The sequence below is a fragment of the Staphylococcus pseudintermedius genome (genome assembly GCF_034042775.1).
Classification (GTDB): domain Bacteria; phylum Bacillota; class Bacilli; order Staphylococcales; family Staphylococcaceae; genus Staphylococcus; species Staphylococcus pseudintermedius.
The window spans coordinates 779866-792381 of record NZ_CP120150.1 but is presented as its reverse complement, the minus strand read 5'-3'; the positions used below and the strand labels follow the sequence as shown (position 1 = coordinate 792381).

Annotated in this window: 15 protein-coding genes; all 15 read right to left on the bottom strand. The window is 39.1% G+C overall.

Annotated features, from left to right (window positions below):
- Positions 1 to 34 precede the first annotated feature (34 nt).
- Entirely contained in the window at positions 35 to 1546 is a 1512-nt protein-coding gene (gene atpA / locus P3U61_RS03550) for a F0F1 ATP synthase subunit alpha (protein WP_014613346.1), read from the bottom strand.
- A 26-nt stretch (positions 1547 to 1572) separates the two neighbouring features.
- Positions 1573 to 2112: a F0F1 ATP synthase subunit delta gene (locus tag P3U61_RS03545; protein ID WP_037542533.1), complete on the bottom strand. Its 540-nt coding sequence runs from the start codon at positions 2110 to 2112 to the stop codon at positions 1573 to 1575.
- A complete protein-coding gene (locus tag P3U61_RS03540; protein ID WP_096534009.1) occupies positions 2112 to 2636 on the bottom strand; it encodes a F0F1 ATP synthase subunit B in 525 nt (174 codons plus the stop codon). Before P3U61_RS03540 ends, P3U61_RS03545 begins: the two co-directional genes overlap by 1 nt.
- Positions 2637 to 2796: 160 nt before the next feature.
- Positions 2797 to 3009 carry a F0F1 ATP synthase subunit C gene (atpE, locus tag P3U61_RS03535; protein ID WP_014613343.1) on the bottom strand — a complete coding sequence of 71 codons (213 nt, stop codon included), beginning with the start codon at positions 3007 to 3009 and terminating at the stop codon, positions 2797 to 2799.
- Positions 3010 to 3051: 42 nt separating this feature from the next.
- Complete coding sequence (atpB, locus tag P3U61_RS03530) at positions 3052 to 3774, bottom strand: F0F1 ATP synthase subunit A (protein WP_037542529.1); 723 nt, start codon at positions 3772 to 3774, stop codon at positions 3052 to 3054.
- A 34-nt stretch (positions 3775 to 3808) separates the two neighbouring features.
- Positions 3809 to 4165 carry an ATP synthase subunit I gene (locus tag P3U61_RS03525; protein ID WP_014613341.1) on the bottom strand — a complete coding sequence of 119 codons (357 nt, stop codon included), beginning with the start codon at positions 4163 to 4165 and terminating at the stop codon, positions 3809 to 3811.
- A gap of 168 nt (positions 4166 to 4333) precedes the next feature.
- The gene (gene wecB, locus P3U61_RS03520) at positions 4334 to 5473 is read right to left on the bottom strand and encodes a non-hydrolyzing UDP-N-acetylglucosamine 2-epimerase (protein WP_015729441.1); all 1140 of its coding nucleotides are present in this window, start codon (positions 5471 to 5473) and stop codon (positions 4334 to 4336) included.
- A 22-nt stretch (positions 5474 to 5495) separates the two neighbouring features.
- Entirely contained in the window at positions 5496 to 6125 is a 630-nt protein-coding gene (gene upp, locus P3U61_RS03515) for a uracil phosphoribosyltransferase (RefSeq protein ID WP_014613339.1), read from the bottom strand.
- A 33-nt stretch (positions 6126 to 6158) separates the two neighbouring features.
- Positions 6159 to 7397, bottom strand: coding sequence for a serine hydroxymethyltransferase (locus P3U61_RS03510; RefSeq protein ID WP_014613338.1), 1239 nt, complete (start codon positions 7395 to 7397; stop codon positions 6159 to 6161).
- Between the two features lie 20 nt (positions 7398 to 7417).
- Positions 7418 to 7945 carry a TIGR01440 family protein gene (locus P3U61_RS03505; RefSeq protein WP_014613337.1) on the bottom strand — a complete coding sequence of 176 codons (528 nt, stop codon included), beginning with the start codon at positions 7943 to 7945 and terminating at the stop codon, positions 7418 to 7420.
- A 117-nt stretch (positions 7946 to 8062) separates the two neighbouring features.
- Positions 8063 to 8488, bottom strand: a complete 426-nt coding sequence (locus P3U61_RS03500) for a low molecular weight protein arginine phosphatase (RefSeq protein ID WP_099986635.1) — start codon at positions 8486 to 8488, stop codon at positions 8063 to 8065.
- Positions 8485 to 9537: an L-threonylcarbamoyladenylate synthase gene (locus P3U61_RS03495; protein ID WP_014613335.1), complete on the bottom strand. Its 1053-nt coding sequence runs from the start codon at positions 9535 to 9537 to the stop codon at positions 8485 to 8487. Before P3U61_RS03495 ends, P3U61_RS03500 begins: the two co-directional genes overlap by 4 nt.
- A gap of 165 nt (positions 9538 to 9702) precedes the next feature.
- A complete protein-coding gene (gene prmC, locus P3U61_RS03490) occupies positions 9703 to 10545 on the bottom strand; it encodes a peptide chain release factor N(5)-glutamine methyltransferase (protein WP_014613334.1) in 843 nt (280 codons plus the stop codon).
- Complete coding sequence (gene prfA / locus P3U61_RS03485) at positions 10535 to 11611, bottom strand: peptide chain release factor 1 (RefSeq protein WP_015729443.1); 1077 nt, start codon at positions 11609 to 11611, stop codon at positions 10535 to 10537. Before prfA ends, prmC begins: the two co-directional genes overlap by 11 nt.
- The gene (locus P3U61_RS03480; RefSeq protein ID WP_015729444.1) at positions 11611 to 12213 is read right to left on the bottom strand and encodes a thymidine kinase; all 603 of its coding nucleotides are present in this window, start codon (positions 12211 to 12213) and stop codon (positions 11611 to 11613) included. Before P3U61_RS03480 ends, prfA begins: the two co-directional genes overlap by 1 nt.
- Positions 12214 to 12516: the final 303 nt, after the last annotated feature.

The following is a 12516-nucleotide window of genomic DNA, read 5'->3' as shown; positions in this document are numbered from 1 at the left end:
CTCACCACCTTATCTATTTTAATCATCTGTTCAATTATTCTTCTGAAGCTTTAAAACCTTTTTTGAATTCATTGATTGCTGATTCAAATTTTTCGTCTGCAGGAAGGCCACCTGTTTCGCGAATTTCAGTAAAGATTTCGTTTGCGTTAGATTTTGTCCATTCGATAATTTCAGCTTCGAAACGCGTAATATCAACAACAGGAATGTCATCTAAATAACCACGTGTTAATGCATAAATAATCAATACTTGGTGTTCAACAGGAAGTGGTTTGTTTTGGTCTTGTTTTAATACTTCAACCGTACGTTTACCACGTTCTAATTTGCTTGCTGTTGCTTCATCAAGGTCAGAACCAAATTGCGCAAATGATTCAAGTTCACGATATGAAGCTAAGTCTAAACGTAATGTCCCTGCAACTTTCTTCATCGCTTTAATTTGTGCTGATCCCCCTACACGTGATACTGAAAGACCCGCATTAATCGCTGGACGAATACCAGAGAAGAATAAGTCTGATTGTAAGAAGATTTGACCATCAGTAATTGAGATTACGTTTGTCGGCACATATGCTGAGATATCCCCGGCTTGTGTTTCAACAAATGGTAATGCAGTAATCGAACCGCCACCTAAATCATCATTTAATTTCGCCGCACGCTCTAATAAACGACTATGTAAGTAGAATACATCACCTGGGTATGCTTCACGACCTGGTGGACGACGTAATAATAATGATAACTCACGGTATGCTGCAGCTTGTTTTGTTAAATCATCATATACAATTAAAACGTGCTTACCATTGAACATAAATTCTTCTGCCATCGTTACACCTGCATATGGCGCGATATATAACATTGGCGCTGGTTGTGCTGCTGATGCAGATACAACGATTGTGTAATCTAATGCACCCGCTTGACGTAATTTTTCAACTGCTGCACGAACAGTTGATTCTTTCTGACCAATTGCGACATAGATACAAATCATATCTTGATCTTTTTGGTTTAAAATCGTATCAATCGCTACAGTTGTTTTACCTGTTTGACGGTCACCGATGATTAACTCACGTTGACCACGGCCGATTGGCACTAAGGCATCGATTGCTTTGATCCCTGTTTGTAAAGGTTCATCAACAGATTTACGCGCCATAACACCTGTTGCTTTTTTCTCGATAGGACGTGTTTTTGTTGTATTTAAAGGGCCTTGTCCATCAATAGGTTGACCTAATGAGTTCACAACACGACCGATTAGTTCTTCACCTACTGGCACTTCCATGATACGACCCGTACGTTTCACTTCGTCGCCTTCTTTAATTTCATCATAAGGACCTAAAATAACAACACCCACGTTTGTTTCTTCTAAGTTTTGTGCCAGTCCAAGTACGCCGTTATGGAATTCTAATAACTCACCAGCCATAACGTCGTTCAATCCGTGAACTAATGCAATACCGTCACCAATTTGAATAACTGTACCTACATCCGTTACAGACATTTCTGACTCATAGTTTTCAATTTGTGAGCGAAGTAATGCACTAATTTCTTCAGCTTTTATGGCCATCTATGTCACTCCTCCATTTAATCTAATTAATGTACTCTGTTAAATTTCTTAACGAGTTGATTTAAATCATTTTGTACACTACCGTCATATACTTTTGTACCGATTTTCACGCGTACGCCACCGATCAGTTCTTCGTTTACAGTAGAATGAATGATTAAATCTTTAAGTCCTGTACGATCTAACAATGCGTTTGTCACTTGCATTAATTCATCTTCATTTAAAGTTGAAGCTGATTCAACATAAGCATCTGCCAGACCGTGGAATTGATAATACTGCGCTTCAAATGCTTTGAAAATAGCAGGTATTAAATGTAAATTACGGTGTCCCGCAACAATTTTTAACGTATTCATCAAATAAGGTTGTGTTCCTGCAAAAACATTATCTACAATATGACGTCTATCCGCTATTGTAATTTTTGGTTCATAATCGATGCCTTTTAAGTAATCGATTTGACTTTCAACAGCTGTATTGATTTCTGTAAATTCATCATATACCTCGGATAAGATATTGTGTGATAATGTAACATCATACAGTGCTTGGGCATATTTTTGAGCAACGTTAGCCATTACTTATCCCCTACCTCTTTAACGTACTTCTCTATTAAAGCTTTTTGATCTTGTTCAGAGATTTCTTTACGTAATACTTTTGATGCAATCAGTACTGAGAGTTCCGAAACTTGATTATTAATTTCTGCTAATGCACGTTCTTTTTCACTCTTAATTTCACTTTGTGCCGTTTCAAGCATACCATTGGCACGTTGATTTGCTTCATGAAGGATTTCTTCTTGTTGACGTCTTGCTTGTAACTTGGCATCTTCAAGAATTTTATGAACTTCATCTTGTGTTTCTTTAAGTTTTTGTCTATTTTCTTCTTCTAAACGTTGCGCATTCAATTTTGCACGTTCTGCATCATCAATGTCTTGATTAATTGAACGCTCACGATCGTCCATGACTTTTTTAAGCGGTCCCCAAGCAAACTTTCTAAGTAGTGCGAGTAAAATGAGGAAAGTTACTACTGTTACAATAATATCCCCAATGTTCACGCCACCACCTGCTGCTGCAAGGGTAAATAAATTAGCAGTCACTATGATGTACACTCCTTTCAACCATTTCATCTGTTCAAATAATAAAAACGAATGGCGAAAGCCTAATCTGTACTAGACCTCGCCCTGACAAATGTTTTTCATATGTAAAAATAAGAAATTAACAAATGTCTTTATTACGTCATGCTTCCTAACTGATTAGCTTCGATTAAATGAATAATACGATGAATGTGATAACTACACCGATGATAGGAAGTGCCTCTACTAAACCAATACCGATGAACATAATTGACATTAATTGTGTACGAGCTTCTGGTTGACGTGCCACACCTTCAACTGTTCTAGAAACGATTAAACCGTTACCAATACCTGCACCTAATGCTGATAAACCGATTGCGATTGCTGCTGCGATTAAATTCATTATATAAATCCTCCTAATTGTTTTTAAATTTTAATTTTTATTTTAATGGTTGTCTGCTACTTTATGTGACATATACACCATTGATAACATGATAAAGATATAGGCTTGGATTGAGCCTACGAAAATTGAAAAACCTTGCCAAATAATCAATCCAGGAATACCAATAATAAAACCAAATGCTACTGTTAAAGTCACTTTTGAAAGTAACCCTAATAAAATCTCACCGGCATAAATGTTACCGTACAGACGTAGACCTAACGTCAATGTCGATGCAAACTCTTCAAAGACATTAATAGGAAGTAGTGCCAAATACGGTTTACTGTAGCCTTTAAGATAAGCTTTAGGACCTCGCATTTTAACACCATAGTAATGGGTTAAAAGGACCATCATCGTTGCGAGTGTCAAAGTCACATGTGCATCAGCAGTTGGTGACTTCCACCATAGTGTATGACCGTTCACAAACTGCAATGGAAGCCCTAGCATATTCGCCACAAAAATGAATAAAATTAAAGTGACGGCTAAGAAGTGAAATTGTCCACCTTTTGACCAGGCCATATTACTTTCGATGATGCCACGGACAAAGTCAAAAACCCATTCGATGAAGTTTTGTGCGCCTTTTGGTCTTTTCTGGAGGTTGCGCGTACATAAGACTGCAATAACAAATACTATCACTGCTGTTACTAATAACATCATAATAGTAGATAAGTTGAAATTAATATCTACTCCGAGAAAATGCCAAGTCACCACGGGATGTTTGTGATCCATTCTAGATTTCACCTCTTTTCAAAATATAATTCAATCACGATTCCTTCTTTAACAAAGGACGAAAAACCATTAACACATATGAAACCATCAATCCTATGAGCACGCCGAGTATATGTATTTGCGCTTGAAATAGTACCCATATGACACATGCCAATATAGCGACGAGATAGCGCCAACCATTCCCAGTTGAAATAGGTTCTGCTGAGAAACGCTTTGCCCGCCATAAATAATATTCAAAAATGCACGTATTCACTATAGATGCTATTATCCCTACGATAAGCCCAAGTACAATCGGTTGTTGCACGTCTAAAGAATAGAGGATTAATAGCCCTGCTAAAATCGTAGCGTAATATGTTAAAAACGGCTGAAACATTTTATAAAAACGATTCATATTGAGCCTCTTTTCTGCCTTAAGACACAATTCTGAAAGCCGTTCCATACATACAACTTTCATAATAATATAGGGCGAAAAGTGTGTCAATTGCACAATTAAAAGGGTCAATTTTTATAAATTGAATTGTCACATATTTGACACATTCGTCCCTATTAAAATGTCACTTTACTTGTCCACTCGAAATGGAGCGGGTTTTTGATCGATTAAACCGTAAAAGTATTTAATATTTTCACAAATACGTTGTGACGCTTGCCCATCACCATACGGATTTTGTGCGACACTCATCGCTTCATACAACGCTTCATCAGTTAATAAAGCTTTAGTTGCTTCGTAAACATCCGCTTCTTCAGTACCGACGAGTCGGAGTGTCCCCGCTTCCACGCCTTCTGGACGCTCTGTTGTATCTCTTAATACGAGCACAGGCTTGCCGAGTGAAGGTGCTTCTTCTTGTACACCACCTGAATCTGTCAAAATAAAGTGCGCTTGATGTGCAAAGTTATGAAAATCAACAACTTCGAGTGGTTCAATTAATTCAATACGTTCATGATTACTTAAATGTTTATAAGCAATTTCACGTACTTTAGGATTTTTATGCATTGGGTAGACGATGACCGCATCTTCAAATTCCTCAACAATGCGTCTAGCCGCTTTAAAAATATGATGCATAGGTTCACCAATATTTTCGCGACGGTGCGCAGTGAGTAAGATAATACGCTTATCTTGATGACGTTGAATGATGTCTGATTGGTATTGTGGATCGACAGTCGTATGCATAGCGTCAATCGCTGTGTTACCCGTTACAACAACCTTTTCAGGGTCTTTGTTTTCTTGCAATAAGTTTGCTTGTGCCTGTTCAGTCGGTGCAAAATGTAAATCAGCCATAATACCGGTCATTTGACGATTCATTTCTTCTGGGAATGGAGAATACTTATTCCAAGTTCGTAACCCGGCTTCAACGTGGCCAATGCTAATCTCGTTGTAAAATGCAGCGAGACTTCCTGCAAAAGTTGTTGTCGTATCTCCATGGACCAATATCATATCTGGTTGTGCCTTTTTGATGACATCTTCTAACCCGAGTAACACGCGTGATGTCACTTCTGATAACGTCTGCCCCTGTTTCATCACGTTTAAATCATAATCAGGTTCAATTCCAAACGTATCTAATACAGAATCTAACATTTCACGGTGTTGTGCAGTGACCACGACTATCGGTTCTAATGCTTCATCTTTTTTGAGCTGTAAAACGAGCGGTGCCATTTTAATCGCTTCAGGCCTTGTACCAAAAATCGTCATTATCCTTTTCATGTCAATGCGCTCCTTGTATGAATTATTTTGTACCGAATAGACGGTCTCCAGCATCGCCGAGACCAGGGATGATATAAGCATTGTCATCTAACTTTTCATCCAATGCGGCAATAAAAATATCCACATCTTCATGTGCTGCTTGAAGTTTTTCCACGCCTTCTGGAGCGGCAATTAAACACATAAAGCGAATATGTTTCGCGCCTCGCTTTTTCAATGAGTTAATTGCTTCGATCGCTGATGCACCCGTTGCAAGCATTGGGTCGACTACGATGATTTCGCGTTCTTCAATATCTTGTGGTAGTTTCACAAAATATTCGATCGCTTCAAGTGTTTCAGGGTCACGATATAAACCTACATGACCTATTCTTGCTGCAGGGACAAGGTTTAAAATACCTGTTGTCATACCAAGACCCGCGCGTAAAATTGGAACAAAAGCGAGCTTTTTACCTGATAAGCGTTTCGCAATCGCTTTCGTAACAGGTGTTTCGATTTCAACCTCTTGAAGCTCTAAATCACGTGTCACTTCATAAGCCATTAACATGCCTACTTCATCAACTAATTCACGAAATGCTTTTGTACCAGTATTCACATCTCGAATAAAGCTTAACTTATGTTGGATTAAAGGGTGATCAAATACATGTACTTTACCCATGATATTGCCTCCGTTTGTTCTAAAATAATTGGTTTATTGATATAAAGGGAATTTTTCAGTCAACGCTTGAACACGTGACTTCGCATCTGCTAAAACTTTCTGGTCTTCATGGTTTTTAAGAACGTCGCTTATAATACGACCAACCTCTTCAAAAGCATTTTCATCAAAACCACGTGTTGTTGCAGCTGGAGTACCTAAACGGATACCGCTTGTAACAAAAGGTTTTTCTTGATCGAATGGAATCGTATTTTTGTTACATGTGATACCAATTTCATCAAGTGCCTCTTCTGCTACTTTACCTGTAATGCCTACGGAACCTTTAACATCTACTGATACAAGATGGTTATCTGTACCACCAGATACAATTCTAAAGCCATTATCTTTTAAAGTTTTTGCAAGCATTTGCGCATTTTTAATCACTTGTTGTTGATACGTTTTAAATTCTGGTTGTAATGCTTCTCCAAATGCAACAGCTTTCGCAGCGATCACATGCTCAAGTGGACCACCTTGAATGCCAGGGAAAATTGTTTTATCAATCTCTTTTTTATATTCTTCTTTGCATAAAATCATACCGCCACGAGGACCACGTAACGTTTTATGCGTTGTTGTTGTAACGAAATCCGCAAATTCAACTGGGTTTTGGTGAAGACCCGCTGCAACAAGCCCTGCAATATGCGCCATATCTACCATTAACTTCGCACCAACTTCATCAGCAATTTCTTTAAATTTCTTGAAGTCGATTGAACGTGAATAAGCAGATGCACCCGCTACGATTAATTTAGGCTTGTGTTCTTTTGCTAACTTACGAACTTCTTCATAGTCAATATGCTCTTCGTCTTTAGTTACACCATATTCCACAAAGTTGTAGAACTTACCACTAAAATTAACTGGTGAACCGTGCGTTAAGTGACCGCCATGACTTAAATTCATACCGAGTACTGTGTCACCATGTTCAAGTGCAACAAGATATACAGCCATATTCGCTTGTGAACCAGAATGCGGTTGGACATTGACATGTTCAGCATTGAAAAGTGCTTTTGCTCTATCAATTGCAAGCTGTTCCGTTTGGTCTACAAATACGCATCCCCCATAGTAACGGCGTCCAGGATAACCTTCAGCATATTTATTCGTCATGACTGAACCTTGTGCTTCCATGACTGCTTCAGAAACAAAGTTCTCAGATGCAATTAACTCAATGCTTGTGTTTTGACGATGAAACTCTTTTTGAATACTTTCAAATACAGACTTATCTTGTTTAGCAAGAAATGACATAGACAATTCCCTCTTTTCTGTTAAAGTTGATATTTAGCACGTTCGCCCCCGATTTTTTTCGGTCGAGATGTTGCTACAGTCACAATTGCTTGGCCAACTTGTTTCACTGTAGTCCGAACAGGTACTGCCACATGCTTCAGATGCATACCAATCAATGTTTGACCGATATCAATACCTTTGTCAGCTCGAATATGTTCGACTACCATGGGTGCTTCCATATGACGATACGCATGCGTTGATAAAGAACCCCCAGCATGCACATCTGGAACGACAGAGACTTCAGTCATCACGTATGGATCAAAGTCTTTACGTTCAATAGTAATGGCACGATTGATATGTTCACAACCTTGAAATGCAAATGAAACACCTGTCTCCTGTTGAATCTTAACAAGTGCTTCGAAAATTTCCTGAGCGACATCTATCGAGCCAGTCGTCCCTATACGCTCCCCTTGAACTTCAGAAGTCGAACAACCTATGACACATATCTCACCTTCATTAAAAAACGATTGGGCTTTAAGTTCTTCTAATAATTGATTTAAATCCTGCATACCGTTACCCCCTTGTTCATCGGATGAGTCAAAAAAACAATAATGAAAGGACTACGAAACATGCTATACGTCCTTTATTATAACTTATTTTTTCTTTAACTTATACTGATTATACAATTATTCTGTCACTAATTTAGACTTTAACTTGTCGATCATCCGTGTCAACTGTTCAAAGACTTGTTCATACGTTTCATACTGCCCGCCATAAGGATCTTCTACTGGCAAATCTTCATCCACATAATCGTTTAATGCATACACATTCACTTGCGGGCCATACATCGCTTGAATCATTTGGCGATGTGCAGTCGTCATCGTTAAAATCAAATCCGCTTCAGCATCCCCTGCATCAAACAATTGTGCACCCTTCGGTATCGGTAATTCATGACGTCGTAATAATTCGCGACTATGTGACGATATCGGTTGCCCTTCTTGTGCCATCAGCCCTCTTGAAACAATTTCAAAGTCTGGCATTAATTGTTTCGCAATACTTTCGGCTAATGGACTACGACACGTGTTGCCCGTACATACAAATACGATTTTCATAACGACTCATCCTTTACGACTTGTTGACTGACCGCTTTAAGCATCCGATTTCTCAACGCTTCAGTGTCAAAGTTATCTTCAAATCCATAAATGTATGCCATGTCGACATCATTGAGTTGGTCCAGTTGATGTAACACGTCATATAGATTATGGTTTGCACCTTGAATATCGGATTCACTTTCACTTATGACAATGACTTGCGCACTTGCTGGCAAAAACTTTTTCTTCGTTTCAGGGACGATAAATGCGATTTTCGACCAGTCTTCATGTGCGTCTTCGTGAATCGGTGCATTGAGTTGCGTTATCATTTTAAGAGGCGTTGACGGCGCATAATGACGATATTTCATCCCTGGCGCAATCGGTTTTTCAGTAGCTAGTGGACTGTGAACTTCGACAGATTGTGGTAAAATATCATTCAACATGTTGCGCGTTATCGTACCAGGTCGCGCAATGCGAAATGGAAATGATGTACAATCTACAACTGTACTTTCAAGTCCTGCATCACTTTGCGTCGATCGCATGATGCCCTCCACCCGATGATTCAAATCATGAAACGCATGTTCAAACGTTGTTGGGGAAGGTCGTCCACTTAAATTTGCACTCGGTGCTGCAATCGGCAAATCGACTGCTTTTAATAATGCTAATGCTACAGGGTGACTCGGCATACGCACTGCCACAGAATTCAATCCACCTGTCACCCGATCACATAAAAATCCTTGTTTTAACGGTAATATAAAGGTAATCGGCCCCGGCCAAAAAGCTTCCATTAACTTACGTGTCGACTCCGAAATATCTGCTACAAAATCGTCAAGCTGATCCGTATCATGAATGTGCACAATTAAAGGGTTATCGGAAGGACGCCCTTTTGCTTCATAAATTTTACGAATGGCCGTATCGTCTTTCGCATTTCCACCTAAACCGTACACTGTTTCTGTCGGTAGCACGACAAGACCGCCATCTTGTAAAGTTTTTACAATTTCTGGTAATTTTGGATATTCTTCTAATCGTGTTGTATAATCTCGAACATCCCAAATTTTCGTTTCTGACATTAACGTCCACCTCTCCTTCTCTTCTATTTTACTACAAAAATAAAAATGGGTGCATGACTTCAATCGTAAGAATACGTCTTAGATTTTACTGTCGTGCATCCATTTTTAATTGCTGTTATATTGACGCTCATTCGCGAAATTTTCATTGCTTCACAGACAAAGCGACTATGGCTGAGTCCATTTAAAATGAAAAATTCGTGCATGACCGTTGATGTCGTTTATGACTTCTGGCGTAATATGCGGATACAACTGTTGCATCATGCGCGTTAACTGTGCACCTTGTTGAAAGCCAATTTCAAAGACAACCGGCGCACCGTCTTGCATGACATGAGGCAAATCACGTAATATCGCTGCATAAACTTGATAGCCTTCTTGGGCTGCAAAAAGAGCCACATGCGGTTCATATTGAATCACACTGTTATCCATTAATGTGCGTTCATGCTCACCAATGTAGGGTGGATTAGAAATTAAACCGTCCAATCGAACGTCCTGATCAATCAATGGTTGTAACGCATTTCCTTGTAAAAAGGTGATGTCTCGTTGCAGGCGCTGAGCATTTTCTCGTGCGACCGCTAACGCTTGAAATGAAATATCTGTCGCAATAACACGCAATTCAGGTCGTTCAGCTTTTAAAGTGATGGCAATCGCACCACTTCCCACACCAATGTCAGCAACAACTTTAGCAGCTGCCAACTGTGTTAAAAAATAATGCACCACTTCTTCTGTCTCGGGTCTAGGAATGAGGACATCCGAATTCACTTTAAATTGGCGACCGTAAAATTCCGATTGACCGACAACGTATTGCACTGGCATCCCCGTGAGCAGTTGTGATAAACCGTCATTCAATTGTTTAAGCGTTGATTCAGCTATTGGCGTCATTTCATTCAAAATGAGTGAAGTTCTCGACCATTGCAACGTATCCATCATAAACCATTGGATGGCATTCGGCTCATATCCTTTCACCACCATTTGCTGCTCAGCCTGTTGTCGCCACTCTTTATAATTCACCAGTATTAAGCTCTTTCAATTTTTCAGTTTGTTCATGCATCGTTAACGCATCCACAATTTCGTCTAACTTGCCTTCCATAATTTGATCTAATTTTTGTAATGTTAAACCAATACGGTGGTCCGTCACACGACTTTGCGGATAGTTATATGTACGGATACGTTCAGAACGGTCACCTGTACCCACCGCTGACTTACGTTGCGCTGCATATTTTTGTTGTTCTTCTTGCAACTTCATATCATATAAACGTGCTTTTAACACTTTCATCGCTTTTTCACGGTTTTGAATTTGCGATTTTTCTGAAGATGTCGCAATGACCCCAGTTGGAATGTGAGTAATACGTACGGCAGAGTCCGTTGTATTAACGTGCTGTCCACCTGCACCACTTGAACGATACGTATCGATTTTCAAGTCTTCGTTGCGGATTTCGATTTCTACATCTTCTACTTCTGGTAGGACTGCAACTGTGGCTGTTGACGTATGAATACGGCCACCTGATTCTGTTTCAGGAACACGTTGAACACGGTGCGCACCATTTTCATATTTCAATTTACTGTAAGCACCGTCGCCAGAAACTGAAAAACTGATCTCTTTATAACCACCGTGGTCACTTTCTGTCGCTTCTACAATTTCAAGTTTAAAACGATGTGACTCAGCGAACTTAGAATACATACGGAATAAATCACCAGCAAAAATAGCCGCTTCATCGCCACCTGCAGCCCCACGAATTTCCACAATAACATCTTTTTCGTCATTCGGATCTTTTGGAATGAGCAATAATTTTAACTGCTCTTCTAGTTCTGGCACTTCTGCTTTCAATGCACTTGCTTCTTCTTTTAACATTTCCACTTCATCAGCGTCATCTGTTTCAGCAAGCATTAATTCAATTTCCTCAGCATCTTCTTTCACTTGTTTATATTGACGGTACACTTCTACCGTTTTTTGTAATTCTGATTGTTCTTTAGAATATTTTCTAAGAAGATTTGAATCACTCACAACTTCTGGATCGCTTAACAATTCATTCAGTTGTTCATAACGTTCTTCAACAATGTCTAATTGATCAAACATTATTCCAACGCCTCCTTATCATTTTCACTCGGTGCTACGATATGATGTGCACGACAACGCGGCTCATAACTTTCATTTGCACCTACAAGTATAATCGGATCATCCACTTTTGCAGGTTTACCATCAATCAATCGTTGCGTACGACTCGATGATGCCCCACAAACCGCACAGACCGCTTGTAATTTTGTAATATGTTCACTCACCGCTAGCATTTCAGGAACAGGGTGAAAAGGTTCGCCTTTAAAATCCATATCAAGACCTGCAGTAATTACACGGTACCCTCTTTCGGCAAGCGTTTGTGCAATGTCTACAATATCTCGATCAAAAAATTGAATCTCATCAATACCGATAATATCCACACCATTTAAGTCATGGCGCCATATCTCACTTGCTTTAGAAATGTTAATCGCTTCTATTTCATTACCGTTATGAGAAACAATTTTTTCTTTATGGTAGCGGTCATCAATTGTTGGTTTAAATACAACCACTTTTTGCTTTGCATAGACACCTCGGCGTAAGCGTCTGATGAGCTCTTCTGACTTGCCACTAAACATGCTTCCAGTAATGCATTCTATCCAACCTGAATGGTACGCTTCATACATGATTCTTTCCACCTTTTTCAAAACAAAATCAATTCATTATATCATAAAATATACGTATTCGTTGATGTAATTCGTATGTATATCAAAATTCATTAAATTCTTGTTTATTTGATTTAAAATCCCCCTTTAAACTTTCAGAATGTGATAAATGAGGTAAAGCCCTAGCAAAGCAGATAATAAAAAAGTGGGTACACAATCTAAAGGTTTAGATTCCGTTGACCCACTACAACGCACAACACGTTTCCTTATGATACAGTATCAAAGAAAACGTGTTGACGTACATTTTATTCACATTTCATTAAG

Excerpts from the sequence above, each read along its gene's own strand:
- atpE (WP_014613343.1), bottom strand. The coding sequence starts at position 3,009 with ATGAATTTAATCGCAGCAGCAATCGCAATCGGTTTATCAGCATTAGGT.
- upp (WP_014613339.1), bottom strand. The coding sequence starts at position 6,125 with ATGGGTAAAGTACATGTATTTGATCACCCTTTAATCCAACATAAGTTA.
- prfA (WP_015729443.1), bottom strand. The coding sequence starts at position 11,611 with ATGTTTGATCAATTAGACATTGTTGAAGAACGTTATGAACAACTGAAT.
- atpA (WP_014613346.1), bottom strand. The coding sequence starts at position 1,546 with ATGGCCATAAAAGCTGAAGAAATTAGTGCATTACTTCGCTCACAAATT.
- atpB (WP_037542529.1), bottom strand. The coding sequence starts at position 3,774 with ATGGATCACAAACATCCCGTGGTGACTTGGCATTTTCTCGGAGTAGAT.
- P3U61_RS03505 (WP_014613337.1), bottom strand. The coding sequence starts at position 7,945 with ATGCAGGATTTAAATCAATTATTAGAAGAACTTAAAGCCCAATCGTTT.
- P3U61_RS03545 (WP_037542533.1), bottom strand. The coding sequence starts at position 2,112 with ATGGCTAACGTTGCTCAAAAATATGCCCAAGCACTGTATGATGTTACA.
- P3U61_RS03510 (WP_014613338.1), bottom strand. The coding sequence starts at position 7,397 with ATGTCATTTCTTGCTAAACAAGATAAGTCTGTATTTGAAAGTATTCAA.
- wecB (WP_015729441.1), bottom strand. The coding sequence starts at position 5,473 with ATGAAAAGGATAATGACGATTTTTGGTACAAGGCCTGAAGCGATTAAA.
- P3U61_RS03525 (WP_014613341.1), bottom strand. The coding sequence starts at position 4,165 with ATGAATCGTTTTTATAAAATGTTTCAGCCGTTTTTAACATATTACGCT.
- P3U61_RS03500 (WP_099986635.1), bottom strand. The coding sequence starts at position 8,488 with ATGAAAATCGTATTTGTATGTACGGGCAACACGTGTCGTAGTCCATTA.
- P3U61_RS03480 (WP_015729444.1), bottom strand. The coding sequence starts at position 12,213 with ATGTATGAAGCGTACCATTCAGGTTGGATAGAATGCATTACTGGAAGC.
- P3U61_RS03495 (WP_014613335.1), bottom strand. The coding sequence starts at position 9,537 with ATGTCAGAAACGAAAATTTGGGATGTTCGAGATTATACAACACGATTA.